This window comes from Isoptericola sp. NPDC060185 (assembly GCF_042728595.1).
Classification (GTDB): Bacteria; Actinomycetota; Actinomycetes; order Actinomycetales; family Cellulomonadaceae; genus Isoptericola.
In genome coordinates this window covers 1-23061 of record NZ_JBHWYY010000007.1, presented here as the reverse complement: position 1 = coordinate 23061, position 23061 = coordinate 1, and the positions used below count along the sequence as shown (strand labels likewise).

The 23061-nt window shown below is 74.6% G+C and carries 22 protein-coding genes and 2 tRNA genes; 15 read left to right on the top strand and 9 right to left on the bottom strand.

Annotated elements, in window-relative coordinates; all coding sequences use genetic code 11:
* The first annotated feature begins 68 nt into the window (after positions 1-68).
* A complete protein-coding gene (aceE, locus tag ACFWDO_RS04450; RefSeq protein WP_380323351.1) occupies positions 69-2816 on the top strand; it encodes a pyruvate dehydrogenase (acetyl-transferring), homodimeric type in 2748 nt (915 codons plus the stop codon).
* 95 nt (positions 2817-2911) lie between these two features.
* Here the strand turns inward: aceE and ACFWDO_RS04445 are convergent, their stop codons facing one another.
* Positions 2912-3583 carry a hypothetical protein gene (locus ACFWDO_RS04445; protein WP_380321495.1) on the bottom strand — a complete coding sequence of 224 codons (672 nt, stop codon included), beginning with the start codon at positions 3581-3583 and terminating at the stop codon, positions 2912-2914.
* A gap of 97 nt (positions 3584-3680) precedes the next feature.
* Between ACFWDO_RS04445 and ACFWDO_RS04440 the strand changes: the two genes are divergently transcribed.
* The 5 genes from ACFWDO_RS04440 to ACFWDO_RS04420 all read left to right on the top strand — a co-directional run bounded on the left by ACFWDO_RS04440 (position 3681) and on the right by ACFWDO_RS04420 (position 8764).
* Positions 3681-4919, top strand: a complete 1239-nt coding sequence (locus ACFWDO_RS04440; RefSeq protein WP_380321498.1) for a PucR family transcriptional regulator — start codon at positions 3681-3683, stop codon at positions 4917-4919.
* Positions 4920-5011: 92 nt separating this feature from the next.
* Positions 5012-5992 carry an ACP S-malonyltransferase gene (locus ACFWDO_RS04435; protein WP_380321501.1) on the top strand — a complete coding sequence of 327 codons (981 nt, stop codon included), beginning with the start codon at positions 5012-5014 and terminating at the stop codon, positions 5990-5992.
* Entirely contained in the window at positions 5989-7014 is a 1026-nt protein-coding gene (locus ACFWDO_RS04430) for a beta-ketoacyl-ACP synthase III (RefSeq protein WP_380321504.1), read from the top strand. Before ACFWDO_RS04435 ends, ACFWDO_RS04430 begins: the two co-directional genes overlap by 4 nt.
* 138 nt (positions 7015-7152) lie before the next feature.
* Positions 7153-7404: an acyl carrier protein gene (locus ACFWDO_RS04425; protein WP_380321507.1), complete on the top strand. Its 252-nt coding sequence runs from the start codon at positions 7153-7155 to the stop codon at positions 7402-7404.
* Between the two features lie 115 nt (positions 7405-7519).
* On the top strand, positions 7520-8764 hold the full coding sequence (locus tag ACFWDO_RS04420; RefSeq protein WP_380321510.1) for a beta-ketoacyl-[acyl-carrier-protein] synthase family protein: 1245 nt from the start codon (positions 7520-7522) through the stop codon (positions 8762-8764).
* Positions 8765-8883: 119 nt separating this feature from the next.
* On the opposite strand, the gene ACFWDO_RS04415 is transcribed toward ACFWDO_RS04420, so the two are convergent.
* Positions 8884-9384, bottom strand: a complete 501-nt coding sequence (locus ACFWDO_RS04415; RefSeq protein ID WP_380321513.1) for a DUF3145 domain-containing protein — start codon at positions 9382-9384, stop codon at positions 8884-8886.
* A gap of 158 nt (positions 9385-9542) precedes the next feature.
* On the bottom strand, positions 9543-10028 hold the full coding sequence (gene def / locus ACFWDO_RS04410; RefSeq protein ID WP_380321516.1) for a peptide deformylase: 486 nt from the start codon (positions 10026-10028) through the stop codon (positions 9543-9545).
* Positions 10029-10109: 81 nt separating this feature from the next.
* On the opposite strand from def, the gene ACFWDO_RS04405 reads away from it, so the two are divergent.
* Complete coding sequence (locus tag ACFWDO_RS04405; protein WP_380321519.1) at positions 10110-11291, top strand: acyltransferase family protein; 1182 nt, start codon at positions 10110-10112, stop codon at positions 11289-11291.
* Here the strand turns inward: ACFWDO_RS04405 and ACFWDO_RS04400 are convergent.
* On the bottom strand, positions 11255-11632 hold the full coding sequence (locus ACFWDO_RS04400; RefSeq protein ID WP_380321521.1) for a DUF488 domain-containing protein: 378 nt from the start codon (positions 11630-11632) through the stop codon (positions 11255-11257). The genes ACFWDO_RS04405 and ACFWDO_RS04400 overlap by 37 nt on opposite strands.
* Positions 11633-11697: 65 nt before the next feature.
* Here ACFWDO_RS04400 and ACFWDO_RS04395 point away from each other — a divergent pair.
* The 4 genes from ACFWDO_RS04395 (at position 11698) to ACFWDO_RS04380 (ending at position 12974) form a co-directional block, all read left to right on the top strand.
* Positions 11698-11774: transfer RNA gene (locus tag ACFWDO_RS04395), tRNA-Ile, on the top strand.
* Between the two features lie 73 nt (positions 11775-11847).
* A complete protein-coding gene (locus ACFWDO_RS04390) occupies positions 11848-12264 on the top strand; it encodes a PLD nuclease N-terminal domain-containing protein (RefSeq protein ID WP_380321523.1) in 417 nt (138 codons plus the stop codon).
* A gap of 69 nt (positions 12265-12333) precedes the next feature.
* Complete coding sequence (locus tag ACFWDO_RS04385; protein ID WP_380321525.1) at positions 12334-12849, top strand: hypothetical protein; 516 nt, start codon at positions 12334-12336, stop codon at positions 12847-12849.
* A gap of 52 nt (positions 12850-12901) precedes the next feature.
* Positions 12902-12974 (top strand) — tRNA-Asn (locus tag ACFWDO_RS04380).
* Positions 12975-13043: 69 nt separating this feature from the next.
* Here the strand turns inward: ACFWDO_RS04380 and ACFWDO_RS04375 are convergent.
* Positions 13044-13979, bottom strand: a complete 936-nt coding sequence (locus ACFWDO_RS04375) for a ribokinase (protein ID WP_380321528.1) — start codon at positions 13977-13979, stop codon at positions 13044-13046.
* Positions 13980-14019: 40 nt separating this feature from the next.
* Positions 14020-14991 (bottom strand): nucleoside hydrolase, encoded by a 972-nt coding sequence (locus tag ACFWDO_RS04370; protein ID WP_380321531.1) that lies wholly within the window; start codon positions 14989-14991, stop codon positions 14020-14022.
* A gap of 126 nt (positions 14992-15117) precedes the next feature.
* Here ACFWDO_RS04370 and ACFWDO_RS04365 point away from each other — a divergent pair, with 126 nt between their 5' ends.
* On the top strand, positions 15118-16572 hold the full coding sequence (locus tag ACFWDO_RS04365) for an MDR family MFS transporter (RefSeq protein ID WP_380321534.1): 1455 nt from the start codon (positions 15118-15120) through the stop codon (positions 16570-16572).
* An 18-nt stretch (positions 16573-16590) separates the two neighbouring features.
* Here the strand turns inward: ACFWDO_RS04365 and ACFWDO_RS04360 are convergent, their stop codons facing one another.
* Positions 16591-17775 carry an FAD-dependent monooxygenase gene (locus ACFWDO_RS04360; RefSeq protein WP_380321537.1) on the bottom strand — a complete coding sequence of 395 codons (1185 nt, stop codon included), beginning with the start codon at positions 17773-17775 and terminating at the stop codon, positions 16591-16593.
* A 64-nt stretch (positions 17776-17839) separates the two neighbouring features.
* On the opposite strand from ACFWDO_RS04360, the gene ACFWDO_RS04355 reads away from it, so the two are divergent.
* Positions 17840-18463, top strand: coding sequence for a TetR/AcrR family transcriptional regulator (locus tag ACFWDO_RS04355; protein WP_380321540.1), 624 nt, complete (start codon positions 17840-17842; stop codon positions 18461-18463).
* 177 nt (positions 18464-18640) lie between these two features.
* The gene (locus ACFWDO_RS04350) at positions 18641-19408 is read left to right on the top strand and encodes an alpha/beta hydrolase (RefSeq protein WP_380321543.1); all 768 of its coding nucleotides are present in this window, start codon (positions 18641-18643) and stop codon (positions 19406-19408) included.
* A 43-nt stretch (positions 19409-19451) separates the two neighbouring features.
* Here the strand turns inward: ACFWDO_RS04350 and dnaG are convergent, their stop codons facing one another.
* Together dnaG and ACFWDO_RS04340 are read right to left on the bottom strand one after the other, a co-directional pair.
* Positions 19452-21377: a DNA primase gene (gene dnaG / locus ACFWDO_RS04345; RefSeq protein WP_380321546.1), complete on the bottom strand. Its 1926-nt coding sequence runs from the start codon at positions 21375-21377 to the stop codon at positions 19452-19454.
* A 9-nt stretch (positions 21378-21386) separates the two neighbouring features.
* Complete coding sequence (locus ACFWDO_RS04340; protein WP_380321549.1) at positions 21387-22322, bottom strand: helix-turn-helix domain-containing protein; 936 nt, start codon at positions 22320-22322, stop codon at positions 21387-21389.
* A gap of 93 nt (positions 22323-22415) precedes the next feature.
* Between ACFWDO_RS04340 and ACFWDO_RS04335 the strand changes: the two genes are divergently transcribed.
* Entirely contained in the window at positions 22416-22871 is a 456-nt protein-coding gene (locus ACFWDO_RS04335) for a VOC family protein (RefSeq protein ID WP_380321552.1), read from the top strand.
* The last annotated feature ends 190 nt before the right edge of the window (positions 22872-23061 follow it).

The window sequence follows — 23061 nt, the reverse complement described above, 5'->3', positions numbered from 1 at the left end:
GGATGCCTGACACGGACCGGGGCGGCGACCATGTGCCGCACACCGTCCGAAGATGAGAGAGGTTGCTGGTGGCTTCGTACGACGAGACCGGACCGTTGATCAACGGCCTGCTCAGCGCCGTCCCGGACATCGACCCCGCCGAGACCGGCGAGTGGGTCGAGTCGTTCGACGGCCTGATCGACGACAAGGGCGGCCCGCGGGCGCGCTACGTCATGCTGAACCTGCTGCGCCGCGCGCGGGAGCGCAACGTGCACATCCCCGCGTCGGTGTCGACGCCGTACGTGAACACGATCGCCGTGCACGACGAGCCGTACTTCCCGGGCGACGAGGCCATGGAGCGGCGCTACCGCTCGTGGATCCGCTGGAACGCCGCCGTCATGGTGACGCGCGCGCAGCGTCCGGAGATCTCGGTGGGTGGCCACATCTCGTCGTACGCGTCGGTGGCGACGCTGTACGAGGTCGGCCTGAACCACTTCTTCCGCGGCAAGGACCACCCGGGCGGCGGCGACCAGGTGTACTTCCAGGGGCACTCCTCCCCCGGCCAGTACGCCCGGAGCTTCCTCGAGGGTCGCATGTCCGCCGAGACGCTGGACGGCTTCCGCCAGGAGAAGTCGCACGCCGGCGGCGGCCTTCCCTCCTACCCGCACCCGCGCATGCTGCCGGACTTCTGGGAGTTCCCGACCGTCTCCATGGGCCTCGGCCCGGCGTCGGCGATCTACCAGGCGTGGACCAACAAGTACCTGCACAACCGCGGCATCAAGGACACGAGCCAGCAGGACGTCTGGGCGTTCCTGGGCGACGGCGAGATGGACGAGCCCGAGTCGCGCGGCATGCTGCAGCAGGCGGCGCACCAGCAGCTCGACAACCTGACGTTCGTCGTGAACTGCAACCTGCAGCGCCTCGACGGCCCGGTCCGCGGAAACGGCAAGATCATGCAGGAGCTGGAGGCCCAGTTCAAGGGTGCCGGCTGGAACGTCATCAAGGTCGTCTGGGGCCGCGAGTGGGACGCCCTGCTCAACGCGGACAAGGACCGCGCCCTGGTCAACCTCATGAACGCCACGCCCGACGGCGACTACCAGACGTACCGTGCGGAGTCCGGCGCGTTCATCCGCGAGCACTTCTTCGGCCGCGACCCGCGGACCAAGGCGCTCGTCGAGAACATGACCGACGACGACATCTGGAACATGAAGCGCGGCGGCCACGACTACCGCAAGATCTACGCGGCGTACTCCGCGGCCCGCGCCCACACGGGCCAGCCGACGGTCATCCTCGCCCAGACGGTCAAGGGCTACGCCCTCGGCTCGAGCTTCGCGGGCCGCAACGCCACGCACCAGATGAAGAAGGTCAAGAACGCCGACCTCAAGGCGCTGCGCGACAACCTGCACATCCCGCTGACGGACGAGCAGCTCGACGCCGACCCGTACCTGCCCCCGTACTACCACCCGGGCATGGACGACGAGGCGATCCAGTACATGCTGGAGCGCCGCCGGCACCTGGGCGGGTTCCTGCCCGAGCGCCGCTCGACGCCGAAGGCGCTCACGCTCCCGGAGCCGAAGACCTACGAGATCCTCAAGAAGGGCTCGGGCACGCAGCACGTCGCCAGCACCATGGCCTTCGTGCGGCTGCTCAAGGACCTCATCAAGGACAAGGAGTTCGGCAAGCGCGTCGTGCCGATCATCCCCGACGAGGCCCGCACCTTCGGTCTGGACGCCATCTTCCCCAGCGCCAAGATCTTCAACACGCAGGGGCAGAACTACCTCGCCGTGGACCGCGAGCTCATGCTGAGCTACAAGGAGTCCGAGTCCGGGCAGATCATGCACACCGGCATCAACGAGGCCGGGTCCGCCGCGGCCTTCCAGTCCGTGGGCACGTCGTACGCGACGCACGGCGAGGCGATGGTGCCGGTCTACATCTTCTACTCGATGTTCGGCTTCCAGCGCACCGGCGACCAGTTCTGGGCGGCGGGCGACCAGCTCGCCCGCGGCTTCATCATCGGCGCCACCGCCGGTCGTACCACCCTCACGGGTGAGGGCCTGCAGCACGCCGACGGCCACTCGCCGCTCATCGCCGGCACCAACACGGCAATGGTGCAGTACGACCCGGCGTACGGCTACGAGATCCGCCACATCGTGCGCGACGGCATCGAGCGCATGTACGGCGACGGGTCGGACGGCCGCGACCAGAACGTCATGTACTACCTCACGGTGTACAACGAGCCGATGATCCAGCCGGCCGAGCCGGAGGACGTGGACGTCGACGGCATCCTGCGCGGCATCCACCGGATCTCGACGTCCGACGTCGAGGGCCCCAAGGCCCAGCTCCTCGCCTCCGGCGTGGGCGTGCCGTGGGCCCTCGAGGCGCAGCAGCTCCTCGCCGAGGACTGGGGCGTGTCGGCCGACGTGTGGTCGGTGACCTCCTGGAACGAGCTGCGGCGTGACGCGCTCGCCGCGGAGAAGGACGCCCTCGTCGACCCGGCCGCCGAGCCGCGGGTCCCGTACCTCACGCAGAAGCTGTCGGGCGCCCAGGGCCCGTTCGTCGCGACGAGCGACTACGACCACCTGGTGCCCGACCAGATCCGCGCCTGGGTCCCCGGCGACTACGCCGTGCTCGGTGCGGACGGCTTCGGCTTCTCCGACACGCGTGCAGCCGCGCGCCGCTTCTTCCTCATCGACGGCCCGTCGATGGTCGTGAAGACGCTGCAGCAGCTCGCCCGCCGAGGCGAGGTCCCGGCCGACGTCGTCGCCAAGGCGGTCGAGAAGTACCGCCTGCTCGACGTGAACGCCGGCACCTCCGGCGTCGCGGGCGGCGACAGCTGACCCGCACGCCGAGGTAGCGCAGAGGCCCCGAGCCGTTCGGCTCGGGGCCTCTGCGCGTCCGGGGACGTCGCCGGTCGAAGGGGGCTCCGCACTGTCTACCGCGGCGAGGTCTGCTCCCGCGCGGCGACGGCGCGACCCAGCTCGGAGCGCAGCTCCTCGGTGCCGGGGTGGAGCTCGAGCGAGCCGAGGTGCTGGCGTGCCTCGGCGACGCGGTCGGCCTCGAGCGCGGCCAGCACGAGCTGACGTCCCACCTCCGGGGTGTGCTCGCGCGCCCGCCAGTGGCCGATGCCCAGCCCGAGGGCCTCGGTCGGCATGCCGGCCTCGCGCAGGATCGCGAGCCCCTCGGCGAGCGCCTCGCCGCTCGGGTCGCGCGAGGCCGCGGTCGCGAGCCGGCGGGTCGCGCCCTCCGGGTCGTCGGCCACGGACAGCCGGCCGAGCTCGAGCAGGGGGCGCCAGGCGCGCGGGTGGCCGGCGAGCTCCTCGGCCAGCGACCAGACGGCGAGGTCGGCGGCCCGCTGCCGGGCCTCCTCGGGCGGCGCGGTGAGCGGGTCCTCGGGGTTCGGGGTCTGCGCCGCCCGGCGGCGCACGACCTCGGCGAGCGCCCGGAAGGCGTCGGCGTCGTTCGGGTCGTCGGTGAGGATGGTGCGCAGGGCGTCCTCCTGCAGGTGCGCGCCGTGCGGCTGCGAGGGCGAGGGCCGCCGCGCCGCCACGGTGGACGCGGAGAACGGCCGACGCAGCAGCTGCCGGAGCCGGGGCAAGAGGGCCATGGGTCCGACACTATCCAAAGTCCCCCGCGCCGGCCGGGGCTCGCGCCCTCCGCGGCCGTTTGTGCACTCCCCACAATCTCGCCCGTATCCTCGACCCATGACGAGCAGCGGCACACCCACGGCCAGCGGGACGCACGCCGACGACGGCGCCACCGCGGCCGACGGCGGACCGGCGCCCGTCAGCCGGGGCGAGAACGTCGCGCGGGTCCGCGAGCACCTGGGCGTCCTCACCTCCACGGCGATGCGCCGCCTCGACGAGGAGGTGCACTGGTACCGGCAGCTGCCCGCCGAGGACCGGTCGTACGTCGCCCTGGTCGCGCAGTCCGGCATCAACGCCTTCGTGAGCTGGTTCGCCGAGCCCACGCCCACACCGCACGGCGTCGGCGAGATGTTCGCGGCAGCCCCGCCGGAGCTCACGCGGTCGATCTCCCTGCAGCACACGCTGCAGCTGGTGCGCCTCATGGTCGACGTCGTGGAGCAGCACTCCGACGAGATCGCCGCCCCGGGGTACGAGCGCGACCTGCGCGAGGCCGTGCTGCGGTACTCGCGCGAGATCGCGTTCTCGGCCGCGGAGGTCTACGCCCGCGCGGCCGAGGTCCGCGGCGCGTGGGACGCCCGGCTCGAGGCGCTCGTGGTCGACGCCCTCGTGCGCGGCGACGGCGACGACGCGCTGCGGTCCCGCGTCTCGGCGCTGGGCTGGAGCGGCCGCGGCCAGGCGCTCGTCGTGGTCGGCGAGGCGACGACGCGGCTCGACGACGTCCGCACCGCCGAGCTGCGGCGCGTGGCGCGGCGCGCGGCCGGCGACGCGCTCGTGGGCATCCACGGCGACCGGCTGGTCCTCGTGCTGGGCGGCGAGGGCGACCTGGTCGCGGCGGCCACGTCCCTGCTGGACCGGTTCGGCCCCGGCCCCGTCGTGATCGGCGGCGTGGTGCCCGACGTCTCCGACGCCCCGGCGTCCGCCGCCGCCGCGCTGGCGGGCCTCGCGGCCGCGCCGGCCTGGCCGCAGGCCCCGCGCCCCGTGCTGGCCGACGAGATCCTGCCCGAGCGCGTCCTGACCGGCGACGTCACTGCGCGGCGCACCCTCGTGGCCCAGGCCTACCGCCCGCTGCAGGAGGCGTCGGGGTCGGTGCTGGAGACCCTGTCCGCCTACCTCGGCACGGGCCGGTCCCTCGAGGCCGCGGCGCGCCGCCTCTACGTGCACCCGAACACCGTGCGGTACCGCCTGCGCAAGGTCTCGGAGATCACCGGCTGGGACCCGCTCGACGCCCGCGAGTCGTTCGTGCTCCAGATCGCCCTGGCCCTCGGCCAGCTTGAGGGCGGCGCCGCGGCGGGCTGAGTCCGTCGTTGGAGGATTCCCACAATCGCTTTCCACGAGGTTCGTGCGGGTCGCGACGACGCGCACGCCGCGCGGGGTGGCACCGTGGGTCCGTGCTCGCCGTCGTCTGCCCTGGACAGGGCTCTCAGACCCCCGGGATGCTCAGCCCCTGGCTGGAGCTGCCCGGCACCGCCGACCTGCTCGACTCCTTCTCGGCCGCGGCCGGGACCGACCTCGCCCAGCACGGGACGACGTCGGACGCCGACACGATCCGGGACACCGCCGTGGCCCAGCCGCTCATCGTGTCGTCCTCGCTGCTCGCGCTCCGCGCGATCCTCGACGGGCGTGCGACGACCGAGGTCGTGGACGTCACCGCCGGGCACTCGGTCGGCGAGCTCAGCGCCGCCGCCGTGTCGGGCGCGCTCGACGACGCCGGGGCCGTCGGCCTGGTCTCCCACCGTGCGCGCGCGATGGCGGAGGCCGCCGCGGCCACGCCGTCGGGCATGAGCGCCGTCGTGGGCGGCGACCCCGACGAGGTGCTGGCCGCCATCGAGGCCGCCGGGCTCTTCCCGGCGAACGTCAACGGAGGCGGCCAGGTCGTCGCCGCCGGCGACCCGGAGCGCCTCGCCGCGCTGGCCGCCGAGCCGCCGACGCGGGCCCGGGTAATCCCCCTGCAGGTCGCGGGCGCGTTCCACACCCCCTTCATGGAGACGGCCCGCGTCGCGTTCGAGCAGGTCGCGACCGGCTGGCTCGCCACCGACCCGCGCCTGCCCCTGCTCTCCGACGCGGACGGCGCCTCCTACGACGCGCTCGCGCCGGGCTCGCACGGGCACGGCACCGCCACGGACGTGCTGGCCCGCCTCGCCGCGCAGGTCACCGCGCCGGTGCGCTGGGACCTGTGCCAGGCGACGCTCGCCGACCGCGGCGTCACCGGCATCCTCGAGCTCGCGCCGGGCGGCGTCCTCACGGGCCTGGCCAAGCGCGCGCTCAAGGGCGTGGAGTCCGTCGCCGTGAAGTCGCCGGACGACATCGAGGCGGCCCGCGACCTCATCGCCCGTCACTCCGTCGTGGGCGGCGCGGAGGCCTCCGCGTGACCCTTCCCGGCGCCGGGCACCGCCCCGTGCTCCGCCAGGCCGAGCCCGTGCGCTTCTCGCGGATCCTGGCCGTGGCCGGCGAGCGGGGCGAGCGCGTCGTGACCAACGACGACGTGGCCGGTCCGATCGACTCGTCGGACGAGTGGATCCGCCAGCGCACGGGTATCGTCACGCGCCGGTACGCCGCCGCGGACGTCGACGTGCTCGACCTCGCGGAGGCCGCGGCCCGCAAGGCGCTCGACGCCGCCGGGCTCACCGGCGCGGACGTCGACGTCGTGATCCTGTCCACGGTCACGTACTTCCACCAGACGCCCGCGGGGGCCGCCGTCCTCGCCGAGCGGCTGGGGGCGACCCCCGCAGCGGCCTACGACGTCTCGGCCGCCTGCGCCGGCTACGCCTACGGGATCGGCCAGGCCGACGCCCTCGTGCGCTCCGGCGCCGCGCGGCACGTGCTGGTGATCGGCGCCGAGAAGATGTCGGACTTCGTCGACCCCACCGACCGGTCGATCTCGTTCCTGCTCGGCGACGGCGCGGGCGCCGCCGTCGTGGGCCCGTCGGACAGCCCGGGCATCGGCCCGACGGTCTGGGGCTCCGACGGCGCGAAGGCGCAGGCCATCTCGCAGACCCGCGGCTGGCAGGACCTGCAGACGGACCCGACGGCCGGCTGGCCGACGCTCCGCCAGGACGGCCCCACCGTGTTCAAGTGGGCCAGCTTCCAGATGGCCCCGATCGCGGCCAAGGCGATGGCGGAGGCGGGCGTCGAGCCCGAGGACGTCCAGGTCTTCGTGCCGCACCAGGCGAACATGCGCATCATCGACCAGCTCGTGAAGCAGCTGCGGCTGCCCGAGACGGTCGTCGTGGCGCGTGACATCGCCGACACCGGCAACACGTCGGCCGCGTCGATCCCGCTCGCCACCGAGCGGCTGCTGGCCGAGGGGCAGGCCCGCTCCGGCGACCTGGCCCTGCAGATCGGCTTCGGCGCGGGCCTCGTCTACGCGGCACAGGTCGTGGTGCTGCCCTAGCCTCCGGTCCCGACCCGTCGCGGATCCGTCCGGATCGGCGCCCGAGGTCGTGACCGACCCCCGTGGTGCGGGACAATCGCACCGCAACACCCCACGGTGCCGGACGGCCGGTACCCCGTTCAAGGAGAGACGCACCCCATGGCTTACACCTCCCAGGAGATCCTCGAGGGCCTCGCCGAGATCGTCGCCGAGGAGACCGGTCTTCCCACGGACGCGGTCGCGAGCGAGAAGTCGTTCACGGACGACCTCGACATCGACTCCCTGTCGATGATGACGATCGTGACCCACGCCGAGGACAAGTTCAGCGTCCGCATCCCGGACGACGAGGTCAAGAACCTCACCACCGTCGGCGACGCCGTCTCGTACATCGAGGGCGCGCAGGCCGCGTGACGCCTCGGGGCGCACGCCCCGCCGCGCGGGCGGGCCGGGACCTCCCGGCCCGCCCGGCAACCTGATCGAGCAGCCCCTCGCCCCCACCCGCTCTCACCTCAGGAGTGACCCACCCATGACTGCCTCGCGCGACGTCGTCGTCACCGGCCTCGGCGCCACCACCCCGCTCGGTGGCGACGCCCCCAGCACCTGGGCCGCGGCCCTCGCGGGAGAGTCGGGTGCGCGTCCTCTCGACAACGACTGGGCGGAGAAGTACGGGCTCCCGGTCACCTTCGCCGCCACGATCAAGGTCACCCCCGACCAGGTCCTCTCCCGGCCCGAGACCAAGCGCATGGACCCGTCCACGCAGTACGCGATGGTCGCGGCCCGCGAGGCCTGGCAGGACGCCGGCGCCCCCGAGGTCGACGGCGAGCGCCTCGGCGCGGTCGTGTCGTCGGGGATCGGCGGCATCTGGACCACCCTGGACGGCTGGGACACCCTCAAGGAGCGCGGCGCACGCCGCATGCTCCCCATGACGGTCCCGATGCTCATGCCGAACTCCCCCGCCGCGTACGTGTCGCTCGAGTTCGGCGCCAAGGCCGGGGCGCACGCCCTCGTCTCCGCCTGCGCGTCCGGCGCCGAGGCGATCGGGTACGGCGTGGACATGATCCGCAACGGCCGCGCCGACGTCGTCGTGTGCGGCGGTACCGAGGCCACCATCCACCCCATGCCGATCGCCGCCTTCGCGGCCTCGCGCACGCTCTCGCTGCGCAACGACGACCCGCAGCGCGCCTCGCGCCCCTACGACGTCGACCGGGACGGCTTCGTCATCGGCGAGGGCGCCGCCGTGCTGGTCCTCGAGAGCGCCGAGCACGCCGCGGCCCGCGGCGCGCGCGTCTACGCGAAGATCGCCGGCCTGGGCCTGTCCTCCGACGCGTACCACATCACCTCCCCCGACCCCGAGGGCACCGGGCAGGTCTCCGCGATGCGCCGCGCGCTCGAGGACGCGGGCGTCACGTCCCGCGACGTCGTGCACGTCAACGCGCACGCCACCTCGACCAAGGTCGGCGACCTCACCGAGACCGCGTCCATCCGGACCCTCATGGGGGGCGAGGCCGACCACGTGCGCCTCTCGGCCACCAAGTCGATGACCGGCCACCTGCTGGGCGGCGCCGGCGCGCTCGAGGCCCTCTTCACCATCAAGGCCGTGTCGGAGCGCCTCGCCCCGCCCACGATCAACGTGGAGAACCCGGACCCCGAGCTCCAGGTCCCCCTGGTGCGCGACACCCCCGAGCGTCTCCCCGACGGCGACATCGTCGCGATCAACAACTCCTTCGGCTTCGGCGGGCACAACGTCGCCCTCACGGTGACGAACGCCTGAGCCGAGGCACCGGCGGCCCCGCCGGCACGACGACGCCCCGCCACCTCGCGAGAGGTGACGGGGCGTCCGTCGTTCGTCGTCCGGGGACTCAGCCCACCTGGCTCAGCCCACCTGTCGTCTCAGCCCACGCGGTGCAGCCAGCGCACAGGGGCCCCGGCGCCGGCGTAGCGGAACGGCTCGAGCTCGTCGTCCCAGGCCGTGCCCAGCGCCAGGTCGAGGGCCTCGCGCACGCCGCGGCCGTCGTGCGCGGAGTCCAGCGCCGCGCGCACCCGGTCCTCGGGGACGACGACGTTGCCGTGCACGTCCGTCATGGCGTGGAAGATGCCGAGGTCGGGGGTGTGCGACCAGCGGGCGCCGTCGGCGCCGTGGCTCGCCTCCTCCGTCACCTCGTAGCGCAGGTGGTCCCAGCCCCGCAGGGCAGAGGCCAACCGGGCACCGGTTCCCTGGGTGCCCTGCCACGAGTACTCGGCACGGAACAGTCCGCGCCCCGCCGGCTGGGCCGTCCAGTCGAGCGAGACACGTCCCCCGAGCACGTTGCCTGCCGCCCACTCGAGGTGAGGGCAGAGCGCACGGGGTGCCGAGTGCACGAACAGCACACCGCGGGTGATCGCACCAGCCATGTTGTCCTCCCTGGTTCCGAGGTCCGTCTTCCCCTACGTCCTCGAACCGGTCGGCCTGCTGGTCGGCGAGCTCCGACGGTGTGTCGTCTTGACACATCCTGCCCGATGGCGGGCGGCCGTGCGAGAGGAAACGCGGACTTGAGCAGTCCTTGAGGAATTCAGAGTCGTTCGCGCAGCTCCCGCATGGCCTTCTTGCGCGCGCTGCGCTCGAGACGGTCCAGGTAGAGCATGCCGTCGAGGTGGTCGGTCTCGTGCTGGAGACAGCGGGCCATCAGCCCGGTGCCCTCGACCTCGATCTCGTTGCCGTCCAGGTCCGTGCCGACCACCCGGGCGTACCAGGCGCGCGTCGTCGGGTACCAGAGCCCCGGCACCGACAGGCAGCCCTCGTCGCCGTCCTGGGTCTCGTCGGACAGCTCGACGATCCGCGGGTTGAGGACGTAGCCGATCTCGTCGTCCACGTTCCAGGAGAACGCCCGGAGGCTCACGCCGATCTGGTTGGCCGCCAGGCCCGCCCGGCCGTCGGCGTCGACGGTCTCGACGAGGTCCTCGACGAGCGACCGGACACGGTCGTCGACGGCGGTGATCTCGTCGCAGGGTGTGCGCAGCACGGGGTCGGGCAGCACCCGGATCTCTCGCATCGCCATGGGCGGCATTCTCCCACGTCGCGAGCCGGTGGCTGCGCCGATTATCACGGTTTGATAACGTGCACGGCGATGCTACGACGGATGACTGAGTCAACCACGCCGCCCGCGCCGAGCACCCGGAGGGTCGCCCCGGCGTCGGCCGGCCGACCTCGGCTCGCCGCCCTCGACGGGCTGCGCTTCCTCGCCGCGATGGCGGTGGTCGCCTACCACTACGTGGCGGTGAACCACTCCGCGTGGGGCGTCCGCACCGAGGACTCGTTCCCCCACCTGCAGCCGGTCGCCGTGTTCGGCTCCTTCGGCGTGCAGCTCTTCTTCGTGATCAGCGGCTTCGTCATCCTCATGTCGGCCTGGGGCCGCGACGTGCGGTCGTTCACCGCGTCCCGCGTGGGCCGCCTCTTCCCCGCCTACTGGTTCTCCGTGGCCGCCGTCGTCGCCCTGCTGGTGCTCGTGACCCCCGGCCGCAAGGACGTCGGCATCCCGGAGGCCGCCGCCAACCTCACGATGGTGCAGCGGGCGTTCGGGGTGCAGGACATCGAGCCGGTGTACTGGACGCTCTGGACCGAGCTGCGGTTCTACGTGCTCATCGGGATCCTGCTGGCCGTGGGAATGACCCGCCGCCGCCTCATCGCGTTCGCCGCCGTTTGGCCCGTGCTCGCCGCCGTCGCGGTCCGGTCCGGCAACGAGCTCTGGTCCACCCTGCTCGTCGGCAGCGACGCCCCGCTCTTCGCCGGCGGCATGATCCTCTACCTGCTCACCAAGGAACGTCGCTCGCTCGTGCTGTGGCTCCTGCTGGGGCTCAACGTGGCCCTGGCCGGCGTCGTGTCGGGGCGCAGCCAGTCGCTGCGGATCGCGAACAGCACCGGCGTCACCGTCGGGCCGGAGACGTACTGGGTGGCCATCCTGGCCTGCTTCGCGCTCGTCGCCGCCGTCGCGTTGACCCGCCTCGACCGGCTCTCCTGGCGCTGGCTCACGGTGGTGGGCGCGATGACGTACCCCCTGTACCTGCTGCACTCGTCGTGGGGGCAGTGGCTCATCGGCGAGACGAGCCCCCACCTGCCCGCGGGCGCCACCTTCGTCCTCGTCACCGGCACGATGCTGCTCGTGGCCTTCCTGGTGCACCGGTTCGTGGAGCGCCCGTTCGGCCCGCGGCTGCGCCGCGCCGTCGCCCGCGATCTCGAGCGCACGAGCCGCGCCCTCGGCCGCACCCCGCGCGAGGCGAGGCCCGCTCAGGCGTCCGAGCCGGAGGCCGTCTCCTCCAGGTAGTCGAGCAGGACGTCGCGCAGCACGAGCGCCTGGTTGTGCTCCGTGTCGTGGGCCGAGTACAGGAGCGTGAGGCGGTCGTCCCCGGCCCCGAGGGCGGCCAGCTCCGCGACCTCCGGGTTGCCGGCGAGCTCGGCCCGGTAGCGGCGCTCGAACTCGGCGAACAGGTCCGGATCGTGGTGGAACCACTGCCGCAGCTCCGTCGACGGCGCCACCTCCTTGCACCACCGGTCCAGGTGCGCGTGCTCCTTCGACACCCCGCGGGGCCACAGCCGGTCCACGAGCACGCGGGCCCCGTCGTCCGGTCCCGGGGGCTCGTACACGCGCTTCACGACGATGGTCACTCCCCCATGAGACCGCGCCGGCCGGCCGGACGCACTCGTGGCGCCGGCCGGTATGCTCGCCGCGCGCCCCGTTAGCTCAGCTGGTCAGAGCAGTCGACTCATAATCGATCGGTCGCGGGTTCAAGTCCCGCACGGGGCACCAGACGCCTTCTCCGGTTGCTTCTCACCCGGTCGAGTCGGGCACCGCACGGCGCGGACCGCTACGCTCCGGGGCCATGCCCCGCGTGCTGCTGATGCTGGCCTTCCTCGCGCTCGTCGTCTACACGCTCGTGGACGTCGTCCAGTCGGACGAGGACGACGGCGGCGGCATCCAGAAGGGCTTCTGGATCGTCATCATCCTGCTGCTGCCGTTCGCCGGGTCGATCGCCTGGCTCCTCGTGAGCCGCCGCGCCCGCGCGAACCGGCGCCCGGCGCCGCGCACCGGCTACCCGGCCGGGCCCGTGCCGCCCGCCCAGTACCCCGGCCGCCGCCGCACCTGGGAGACCGAGGCCGCTCCCGCCGAGCCCGACGACGACCCCGAGATGCGGTGGCTCCTGGAGCAGGCGCGGCTCCAGCGTGAGCGCGAGCAGCGCGCGCAGGACGACGCCACGCCCCAGCCGGACGACGAAGCCCCGGGCGCCACCGCCGGCTGAGGCGGCCCCCTCGTCGCTCCGACCTCCCGGGGAACGTGCCGCCGCGTCAGGCCTCGGTACGGTGGCGCCATGTGGTTTCGCCGCTCCCCCCTGCCCGACGACGTCCGCCGCGCCCTCCCCCTGGCCCGCGGAGAGCGAGTCCTGGCGTCCGTCGAGCTCGCCGACGGACGGTGGGCCGTGGCGACCACCGCGGACCTCGTCGTCGTCGGGCCGGGCCCGCAGGACGTCGACATGCGACGTCCGTGGTCCGACGTCGACCGCGGCGTGCTCGACCCCGAGCGCTCAGAGCTGCAGATCTCCTGGGTCGACGCGGCACCCGACCTCGTGCTGCGGCTCGTCGACCCGGAGCGCACCCCGTTCCCCCAAGCCCTGCGCGAGCGCGTGCAATGGTCGGTGGTGCTGGCCGAGACGGTCGCCGTCCCCGGCGGGGGCGACGTGAAGGTCGCCGTGCGCCGGACGGCGGACGGCCGGTTCTTCTCCCAGGCCGTCGCCGGGCCGGGCGTCGACCTGGAGGACCCCGCCGTCGCCCGAGTGGTGGACGCCACGGAGTCCAGGGTGCGGGGTGCGTCCGGACTACCCGTGTAAGCCTGGTAATGTTCTTCCCGGTTCGAAGGCCGCCGGCCGGACGACCGAGCGATCCCGCGTAGCTCAGCTGGCAGAGCATCCGACTGTTAATCGGACGGTCGTTGGTTCAAGTCCAACCGCGGGAGCCCCGAGACAAGGCCTCTGACCTGCATCGCAGGCGGGGGCCTTCGTCGTTCCCGGATTGCGACGACGGCTCAGGGGAGCTCGTCGCCCACGCGCGGGTAGGACGGCTGCGCGCCGGAGCCGCGGACGGCGAAGGCACCGACGCGGGCGGCGAGGCGCGCCGCGTCCACCAGCCCGCGCCCCCAGGCGAGCTCACCCGCGAGGGCGCCCACGAACGCGTCGCCGGCGCCCGTCGTGTCGACCGCGTCGACGCGCGGCGACGACACGACGACCACGCCGTCCACGCCCGGCCCCGCGACGAGCGCGCCCTGCGCGCCACGCGTGAGCACGACGGAGGGCACCCCGAGGCGCCGCAGGGCGCCCACGACGTCCTCGTCGGTGAGCTCCGCCCCGGCCGCCGGGGCGCCGCGCTCGAGGAGGCCGAGCGCGCCATGGGCCTCGTGCTCGTTGACCACGAGCGGGTCGGCGCGGCGCAGGATCGCGGCGTCGACGTCGATCACCGGCGCGAGGTTGACCACCACGCGCCCGCCGGCCAGGCGGGCCGCCTCCTCGATCCCGTCGCGCGGGATCTCGCCCTGCAGCACCACCACGGCGGCAGCGGCGAGCAGGTCGGCGTGCCGGCGTACCTGCGCGGCGTCCACGGCCGCGTTCGCCCCGGGGACCACGACGATCGCGTTCTCGCCGTCGGCCGCGACCGTCACCACGGCGACCCCGGTACCGCCCGGCACCACGACGAGCCCCGAGAGGTCCACACCGGCGTCGCGCAGGCCGGAGGTGGCGGCCTGCGCGAACTCGTCGTCGCCCACCGCCCCGACGAACGCGACACGCGCGCCCAGCCGGGCGGCGGCGACCGCCTGATTGGCGCCCTTGCCCCCGGGGAGCACCTGGAGGTCGCGGCCCAGCACCGTCTCCCCCGGTGCCGGGTGCACGGTGGTTCGGGCCAGCAGGTCGGCGTTGGCGGACCCCACGACGACGACGGTCGCGGGCTCGACGGGTCTGGTGGTCACGGTCTCTCCGGTTGGTGGGGCGGGAGCGGTGCGGTGGTGCTCAGAGGCCGCGCACACGCTCGACCAGGTGGGGCGCCAGCGGGGTGTCCGTGGCGAGGACGACACGGGTGCGCGCGCCGGGCACGTCGGGGTGCCCGGCGTACAGGCCGCGCAGGTCGCACAGAGTCTGGCCGCGGCCGGGCCCGTCGGTGGCGTCCACGAGGACGGGCACGCGCGGCGCGACAGTGGCCTGCACGCCGCCGACCGCGAGGGCCGCGGCGAGCGGGTCGTGCAGGGCGGAGCAGCGCCGGCCGAACGTGGGCACATGGAAACCGAAGTACAGGTCCAGCACCTCGCCCAGCCAGGGCGCCAGCGCGGTACCCGCCTCCAGAAGCGCCTTGCGGTCGGTCTCCTCGAAGAGGTTGACCATGGTGACGTCGAGCGGCACGAGCGTGACGTCCCAGTCGGCGGCGAGCACCTCGGCGGCGGCCTCGGGGTCGTTCGCGATGTTCGCCTCTGCCACCGGCGACACGTTGCCCGGGTGGAGCGCAGCGCCGCCCATGACGGTCACGTCGACCACGCGCTCGACGAGTGTCGGGTCCTCCCGGAGCGCGAGCGCGAGGTTCGTCAGCGGCCCGACGGCGACGACCCGCAGCCGACCCGCGTGCTCGTGGGACAGCCGGAGCAGCAGCTCGACCGCCGACTCCTGCGCAGGGGCCCGTCGCGACGACGGGAGCGTGACGTCGCCCACACCGTTCGCGCCGTGGACGTGCGGGGCGCCGCCGTCGTAGTCACCGACCAGCGGGTCGGTCGCGCCCACGGCGACGGGGACGTCGTCGCGGCCTGCGAGCGCCAGCAGGTCGAGGGTGTTCACGGCCGCCTGCGGAGCGTCGATGTTGCCGTGGACGGTGCCGACCCCGACCAGGTCGACCTCCGGCGAGGCGAGCAGGTAGGCGAGGGCGAGCGAGTCGTCGACACCGGTGTCGCAGTCGAGGAAGAGCGGCGCGGCGGTGGTCGGGGCGTGCAGGGTCACGGGACATCCTTCGTGGTCGTGGGAGCGGACACCAGTGTCGCGCACCGGGAGCCGGGGACCGACCTCCGGGCCGGCCTCCCGCGACCGCCGGGAATACCCGGTGGTTGCTCCCGGCTTGTGCCTGTCGTGCCCACGACCGGTCATGTCTCCGTCGGCCTGCGCTCCGAGCGCGGGCCCATCCTCCTGTCCCTGATGCTCGCCACGGCGCTCGTCGCGCTCGACGCCACGATCATCGCCACGGCGTCCGCGACGATCGCCCGCGAGCTCGGCGGATTCGACCAGCTGCCCTGGCTGTTCTCGACGTACCTGCTCGCCCAGGCCGTGAGCACCCCCGTCTTCGGCCGGCTCGCGGACGTGCTGGGCCGCAAGCGGCTCATGCTCGCGGGCGTCGCACTGTTCTTCGCCGGGTCGCTGGTGGCCGGCATCGCCCCGACGATGGGCGTCCTCATCGCCGGCCGGGTGCTGCAGGGCCTCGGCGCCGGCGCGGTCATGCCCGTGTCGATGACGATCGCGGCGGACATCTACACGCTCGAGGAGCGGGCCAAGACCCAGGGCTACCTCGCGTCCGTGTGGGCGATCTCCGCCGTCGTCGGCCCGACCCTCGGCGGCGTGTTCTCGCAGTTCACCAGCTGGCGCTGGATCTTCCTCGTCAACATCCCGCTGTGCGTGCTCGCCGCCTGGATGCTGGCCCGCCGCTACCACGAGCCCGCCCGCGAGGGGGCCCGCGAGCCGATCGACTACCTCGGCGCGACGCTCCTCGCCGCGGGCAGCACGCTGCTGCTGTTCGGCCTGCTCGAGGGCGGCACCCGCTGGGCGTGGGGCTCGCTGCCGTCGCTGGTGGTCTTCGCGGTCGCGGTACTGCTGCTCGCGGGCTTCGCCGTGCACAGCCGCCGCGCCCGGCACCCGATCGTGGACCTCGCCATCCTGCGGCGCCGCGTGGTGGGCGTCTCGACCACGGTCTCCCTGCTCGTGGGCGTCGTGGTGCTCGCCCTGTCCACGTACGTGCCGATCTACGCCCAGGGCGTGCTCGGCACCGGACCCCTCGTCGCCGGGTTCGCGCTCGCCGCGATGACCATCGGCTGGCCTCTGTCCGCGTCGAACGCCGGGCGGCTCTACCTGCGGATCGGGTTCCGCCTCACCGCCGTGATCGGCACGTCGCTGGCGGTGGTGGGCACGGCGCTCACGCTGCTGCTGGCGCCGGGCTCCTCCGTGCTCGCCGTTGCCGGCGCGTGCTTCGTCATCGGCGCGGGCATGGGGCTCACCGCCGTGCCGACCCTCATCGCGGCACAGTCGCAGGCGTCGTTCACCGAGCGCGGCGCCGTCACCGGCACCAACATGTTCGCCCGGTCGATCGGCTCGGCCGTCGGCGTGGCCGTGTGCGGCGCGATCGTCAACGCCCGCACCACCGTGGGCGCCGACGGGACCCCCGAGGGGCCCGGGCTGATGGCCGCGATCCATCTCGTCTTCGCCCTGCTGGTCGGGGTGGCCGCCGTGCTCGTCGTGCTCGCCGCGTTCATGCCCGCCGACCTCCAGGCCGCCCGCGAGCGCCGCGCCGCGACGGCGGACGCCACGCCCGCCTGACCGGCGTTCCGGTCGGGCTCAGGGCGCCTCGGGCGGCCGCCAGCCCATGACCGCGCGGGTGCCGCGGGTGACGGCCGACGCCGGGGTGCGGCGCATCAGCGCGTTGCGCAGCCCCTGCCAGCGCGGCCCCAGGTGCGACCCGAACCGGCCGCTGGCGACCGACGCACGCGCAAGCGCCCGGCAGCGCGGGCGGCGGGCGGCGTCGTACACGGCGAGCGCCCGGCCGAGGGACTGCCCGGACGCGACGCCGGCCGCCACGATGCGCCCCACGCAGACGCCGTCCTCCAGCGCGGTCGCCGCGCCCTGCCCCATCGTGGGCAGGGTCGCGTGCGCGGCGTCGCCGACCATGACGACGCGCCCGCGCACGTAGCGCGGCAGGCCGCCGGGCAGGTGGAGCACGTCGTGACGGATCACTGCGCCCGGCGGCGTCGCGGCGATCACGTCCCGGACCTCCGGCGCCCAGCCCGTGAACCGCTCGACGGCGGCCCCGTGCTCGTCGTCGAGCCGCGTGCCCTCCGGCATGGCCACGTACCCGTACCAGTAGGTGGCGCCGTCGCTGACGGGCATGGCGCCGAACTCGGCGCGCGCGCCCCAGTACTGCCGCAGGCTCGGCCCGGCGGACAGCCCGGGCTCGACGGCGCGCCAGCTCGAGAACCCCGAGTACACCGGGAGGCGGTCGGGGAACAGCGCCCTCCGGACCGCGCTGCGCACTCCGTCGGCCCCGACGACGAGCTCCGCCTCACGCTCGTCCTGCGCACCGGCGCGGTCGGCGTACCGCACACGGGCGGGCGCGGCGGGGCCGCCCGCGTCGACGGTCGTGACGCGCACGTCGGTGACGACCTCGACGCCGAGCTGCCGCGCCCGCCCCAGCAGGGCGCCGTGCAGGCGCGCGCGGTGCACGCCGCGCAGCGTCGTGTTGGCGCCCTCGGCCGGGTCGTCGGGGAGGCGCAGGATCGGCCGCCCGCGGGAGTCCCACGTACCGGCGGCCCAGGTGCGGGGCCCCATCGCCGCGACGGCGTCGCCGTCGAGGCCCAGCCCGTCGAGGGATGCCACGGCGTTCGGCGTGAGCGCGACCCCCGCGCCGACCTCGCCCAGCTCCCGCGCCCGCTCGAGGACGGTGGTGCGCCATCCCGCGTCGGCGAGGGCCACCGCCGAGGCGAGGCCCCCGATACCGCCACCGACCACGACCGCCGTGCCTGCCATCCGTCCGCCTCCGAGTCTCATACCACCACATGCGTAGTGGTATTCATCTTGCCATACTGGCCGCGTGCCCAGGACGAACCCCGAGCGCCGCCGCGCCCTCACCGACGCCGCGATCGCGCTGCTCGTCGACGCCGGGGTGCACGGCCTCAGCCACCGCGCCGTCGAGCGCGCGGCCGGGCTCCCCGCCGGGACGGCCGCGAACTACTTCCCCGGACGCGAGGACCTGCTGGTCGCGACGGCGGAGCGGATCGTCGAGCTGCACCTCGCCGACGCGCGCGCCGCGACGGAGGCCTCGGTCGCGGCGGAGCCCGCCGGGCCCGCCGTCAGCGGCGGCGAGCTCCTCGACCGCATGACCGACCTGCTCGCCGCCTCCCTGCTCGACGCCGCCACCGCGCACCGCGACCGCTACCTCGCGATCGCCGAGCTGCAGCTCGAGGCGCGCCGCCGCCCCGCGCTCGCCGCGGCCCTCGCCGGGCTCGCGACCCAGGCGTCCGACCTCACGGCCGTGATGCACGCCGACACCGGGCTCGACGTCGACCCTGCGGCGGTGCCGACCCTGGTCCTGCTGTACGGGGGCGCCCTGCTGACCCTCGTGACCGGCGCCGCGTCCGCCGACGCGGCCACCACCCGACACCTGGCCCGCGCCATCGTGCACGGCAGCCTGGCGCCGTCCGGCCCCGTCCCATGAGCGGAAACACGTTGAGGCGCGCCGCCGCGCGCTGCTAGCCTCGCGGAGGCCGTGCGAGACAGAGCAAGGAGGTGGTACCCGTGAACGTACCGACGTGGGTGCTCCTCCGCGGAGTCATGGTCGGGCGATAGGTCGCCCGGGAGCGCCTTTCACGCAGTCCTCCCGAAAGGCACGACCATGAACACCTCGACCTCCTCCGCCCTGACCTTCACCTCCTCCGCGCGGCTCGACGACGGCACCGTCGAGCGCCGCTTCACCCTCGGTGAGATCCCGGGCATCCTCTGGACGCCCCCGACCGCCACGCCGTCCGACCCCGCGCCCCTGATCCTCCTCGGCCAGCCCGGCGGGCTCGGCCTGGACCGCATGTACCCCCGGCTCGTCGGCCGGGCCCGGGGCGCCGCGGCCGACGGTTTCGCGACCGCCGCCCTCGAGCTCCCCGGCAGCGGCGACCGGGAGCCGCTGCCCGGGGCCGGGCAGGTCCGCGCCGACCTGCGCGCGGCGCTCACCGCCGGCGAGCCGGTCACCGACGACATCGTCGACCGGCTGGTCCTCCCACTCGTCGACCGGGCGGTCCCGGAGTGGCGGTCCGCCCTGGACGCGCTCCTCGCCCTCCCGGAGGTCGACGGGCCCGTCGGGTACTCGGGCGGGGTGATCGCCGTCGGCGTCCGCCTGGCGCTCGTCGAGCCGCGCGTCGTGGCCGCCGGGCTGTTCGCCGGCAGCTACGTGCCGCGGTCCACCCTGGACGAGGCCCGACGCGTCACGATCCCGCTGCACGTGCTGCTGCAGTGGGACGACGAGGGCAACGACCGCCAGGCCGCCCTCGACCTGTTCGACGCCTTCGGCTCGGCCGAGAAGACGCTGCAGGCGAACCTCGGCGGCCACACGGGCGTCCCCGCGTTCGCCGGCGAGGACGCGGGCCGGTTCTTCGAGCGGCACCTGCGGTGACCCGTGGGCTCCCGTCCCCGGACCGGCGGACGGGAGCCTCGGCTCAGACCCCCTCGCGCAGCGTGCGGCGCTGCTGCTCGATCGCGAGCAGGTCGGTGAAGGCCTGCTGGTAGGCGGCAGGGTCCTTCTCCGCGTCCAGGCGCTGCAGGCGGCTCTTGGCGTCGGCGATGCGCCGCGTGAGGCCGAGGTCCACCAGCGCGCGCACGACGTCCGCCACGTAGTTGCCGATGACCGACTCGCGGTCCTCGGGGACGGGGGCGACGGCCAGCTCCGTGACCAGCGGCGCGACGGTCTCCGGCGCTTGCTCCGCGACGGCCTCCACCCACCGGCCGCCGTCCACGTCGCGGCCGGCAGCGACACCGCCCGCCGCGCGCACGGCGTCGTGCACCGCGCGCCAGGCGGGGACGCCGAACGCGTCCTCGCCCAGCTCGTCGAACGACGCGGGCACGTGCTGCGGGTACTGCAGGACGACGACCAGGGCCTGGCGCTCCAGGCGCGCCACCGGGTCGCGCGGGTCGGGCACCGCGGGCGCCGCGTCCGGCTCGGGCCGGGCGTCGCGGCGCTGGTCACGGTCGGGCCTGCCCCTCGACGGCGTCGACGCCGCGCGCGCCACCTCCCGGCGCACGTCCTCGGTGTCGATGCCGATCCACCGCGCGAGGGAGCGCGCGTACCCGAGCTGCATCGACCGGTCGCGGATGCCCGCCACCAGCGGCGCCGCGGAGCGCAGGGCGCCGACGCGCCCCTCGACGGTGTCGAGGTCGAACGTGTCCAGGGTGGTGCGGATGACGAACTCGAACAGGGGCTGACGGCCGTCCACCAGCGCACGCACCGCCTCCGGGCCCCGGGCCATGCGCAGCTCGCACGGGTCCATGCCGGACGGCTCCACCGCGACGAACGTCTGCGCGTGGAAGCGCTGGTCCTCGCCGAACGCGCGCACCGCCGCCTTCTGCCCGGCCGCGTCGCCGTCGAACGTGAAGATCACCTCACCGCCGAGCGACGCCCCGGACGCGAGCTGCAGCCCGCCGCCGGCCGTGGTGTCGCCGAGCAGGCGCCGCACCACCTTGGCGTGCTCGGCCCCGAAGGCGGTGCCGCAGGTGGCGACGGCGGCCTCGACGCCGGACAGGTGCGCCGCCATGACGTCGGTGTAGCCCTCGACGATCACCACCCGCTTGCCCTGCGCGATCGACCGCTTGGCCAGGTCGATCCCGTACAGCACCTGGGACTTCTTGTAGAGGGACGTCTCGGGGGTGTTGAGGTACTTGGGGCCCTGGTCGTCGTCGTACAGGCGGCGGGCGCCGAAGCCGATCACCGCGCCCGTGACGTCGCGGATCGGCCACACGAGGCGCCCGCGGAACCGGTCGTAGATGCCGCGCTGACCCTGGCTGACGAGCCCGGAGGCGACCAGCTCGGCCTGCGTGAACCCGCGGCCCTGCAGGTGGCGCAGCAGGGAGTCCCAGCCCGTCGGGGCGTAGCCGACGCCGAAGTGTTCGGCGTCCGCGCGGTCGAAGCTGCGCTCCGCGAGGAACGCCCGTCCGGCCTGCGCTCCCGGCCCGAAGAGCTGCTCGGCGTAGAACTCGGCGGCCACCTTGTGCGCCTCGACGAGGCGCTGGCGCCTGCCCGGCTCCTCGCGCGGGCCGCGATCGGCCGCGGCGCCCGTGCGGGAGTCCTCGTAGCGCAGCTGCACGCCCACGCGGTCGGCGAGGAACTCGACGGCGTCGGTGAACCCCATGCCGTCGATCTTCTGCACGAAGGAGATGACGTCGCCGCCCTCGCCGCAGCCGAAGCAGTGCCAGCGCCCGACGCCGGGCCGCACGTGGAACGACGGCGAGCGCTCGTCGTGGAAGGGGCACAGCCCCTTGAGAGACCCGACCCCCGCGGGCTTGAGCGTGACGTGCGCGGAGACGATCTCCTCGATCCGCGCGCGCTCCCGTACCGCCTCGACATCCTCCCGCTTGATCAGCCCCGCCACGGGCCGAGTCTATGCGCGCCCGGCGCCGACCAGACCGGCCGTCCCCCGGCGTCGGCCGGCGAGCGCCGCGACCTCGTCCCGCGACGCCGCGCAGCGCCGCGCGTAGGCGGCCGGCGGCATCCCGAGGGCGCGCGCGAAGTCGGTGCTCAGGTGGGCCTGGTCGTAGTAGCCGACGGCGGCGGCCACCTCCGCGAGGGGCCGCGCGGGGTCGACGGCGACCATGTCCGCCGCGAGGTGCACGCGGTGGCGTTGCAGCACCCACTTGGGGCTCACGCCGACCCAGCCGGCGAACAGCCGCTGCAGGGAGCGCGGCGTCGTGCCGGCGAGCACGGCGAGGTCGGCCACCCCGGCGTCGGGCCCGAGCTCCCCGGAGACCACCGCGGCGAGCACCCTTGCGACGCGGTCCAGCGCGTCGGCCGCGCGCGGCGTGCGCCGGGCTGCCGCCGCGGCACGGAGCAGCGGCGTGACCGCCGCGACGGCCCCCGCGTCGTCCCCGGCCCGGGCCGCGGCGACCGCCCGCCGCCCCGCGGCGTCGACGTCGGCCGCCGTCGGGCCCCGGGGAGCCACAGCCAGCGCCGCGGCCGCGGGCGCGACCAGGCCGGGGCGCAGCGCGTCCGGGCCGTCGAGCAGCACGCGCAGCGCGCCCGGCCGCAGCTTGGTGCCCAGCACGGCACCCGACCCCCGCAGCGTGCGCGCGAACAGCCCACCGGGGATGCCGTGCGCGGCGAACCCGTCGGCCTCGGCGACCACGTTCGCGTTCGGGTGCGGGATGACGACCTGCGTGAACTCGACCCCCGGGGGCAGGTCCCACCGCACCACCCAGTGCCGCTCGACGAGGTCGGCGACGTCGGGCGCCGGGTCGAGTCGCACCAGCGCGAACCCGCCGCGGGCCGCGGCCGGGTCGACGAGGCCGCGGGTCGACGCCGTCGGGCGGGATTCGAACACCTGTCGCATTCCTCCAAGACTGCCCCCACCCTCCGACACCAGCATGGGGAGGGTCAGCCGGCACCGGCCGGAGCACCGCTGGAGGGAGCCCCCATGGACCTGTCACCCCTGCACCCGAACATCACGGTCGCCGACCCGCGCGCCGCCATCGACTTCTACGTCGCCGGGCTGGGCGCCGAGGTGGTCGACGTCATCACCGCGGGCGACGCGATCATCCACTCGGACCTGCGGATCTCCTCCGGCTCCGGGTGGTCCACCTTCACCGTGGCCGCCGAGTTCCCGGCCGACGGCGCGGTGGCGCCGCAGCCGGACGGCCCGACCACCGGCTCCTTCACCCTGTACGTGGACGACGCCGACGCCGCGCACGCCCGCGCCGTCGCGGCCGGCGCCCGGAGCACGCAGGATCCCGGCGACTGGTTCCCCGGCTTCCGGCAGGCGGCGGTGCGCTGCCCGGCCGGGCAGCGCTGGTTCTTCGCGCAGGTGGCCGACGACGTCACCGCCGCGGACGTGCAGCGTGCCAGCGACGCGTGGATGGCCGAGCAGTCCTGACCGCCTCGTCCCGGGGCCGGGCGGTCGCCGTCAGCGGCCGCGGACGAGCCGGTCGTGCCACTGGATGGCCGACACGTCCGTGAGCGACGCGACCTGGTCGAGGGCGGCGCGCCCCCCCGCCGGCGGGGGGGCCCCCCCCCCACAAAAAACACCCCCCCCCCCCCCCCCCCCCCCCCCCCCCCCACCAGCA

Coding starts and splice junctions, on each gene's coding strand:
- ACFWDO_RS04440 (WP_380321498.1), top strand. CDS start 3,681: ATGACGAGCAGCGGCACACCCACGGCCAGCGGGACGCACGCCGACGAC.
- ACFWDO_RS04415 (WP_380321513.1), bottom strand. CDS start 9,384: ATGGCTGGTGCGATCACCCGCGGTGTGCTGTTCGTGCACTCGGCACCC.
- ACFWDO_RS04405 (WP_380321519.1), top strand. CDS start 10,110: ATGACTGAGTCAACCACGCCGCCCGCGCCGAGCACCCGGAGGGTCGCC.
- ACFWDO_RS04420 (WP_380321510.1), top strand. CDS start 7,520: ATGACTGCCTCGCGCGACGTCGTCGTCACCGGCCTCGGCGCCACCACC.
- ACFWDO_RS04350 (WP_380321543.1), top strand. CDS start 18,641: ATGAACACCTCGACCTCCTCCGCCCTGACCTTCACCTCCTCCGCGCGG.
- ACFWDO_RS04385 (WP_380321525.1), top strand. CDS start 12,334: ATGTGGTTTCGCCGCTCCCCCCTGCCCGACGACGTCCGCCGCGCCCTC.
- ACFWDO_RS04390 (WP_380321523.1), top strand. CDS start 11,848: ATGCCCCGCGTGCTGCTGATGCTGGCCTTCCTCGCGCTCGTCGTCTAC.
- ACFWDO_RS04445 (WP_380321495.1), bottom strand. CDS start 3,583: ATGGCCCTCTTGCCCCGGCTCCGGCAGCTGCTGCGTCGGCCGTTCTCC.
- ACFWDO_RS04360 (WP_380321537.1), bottom strand. CDS start 17,775: ATGGCAGGCACGGCGGTCGTGGTCGGTGGCGGTATCGGGGGCCTCGCC.
- def (WP_380321516.1), bottom strand. CDS start 10,028: ATGGCGATGCGAGAGATCCGGGTGCTGCCCGACCCCGTGCTGCGCACA.
- ACFWDO_RS04425 (WP_380321507.1), top strand. CDS start 7,153: ATGGCTTACACCTCCCAGGAGATCCTCGAGGGCCTCGCCGAGATCGTC.
- ACFWDO_RS04335 (WP_380321552.1), top strand. CDS start 22,416: ATGGACCTGTCACCCCTGCACCCGAACATCACGGTCGCCGACCCGCGC.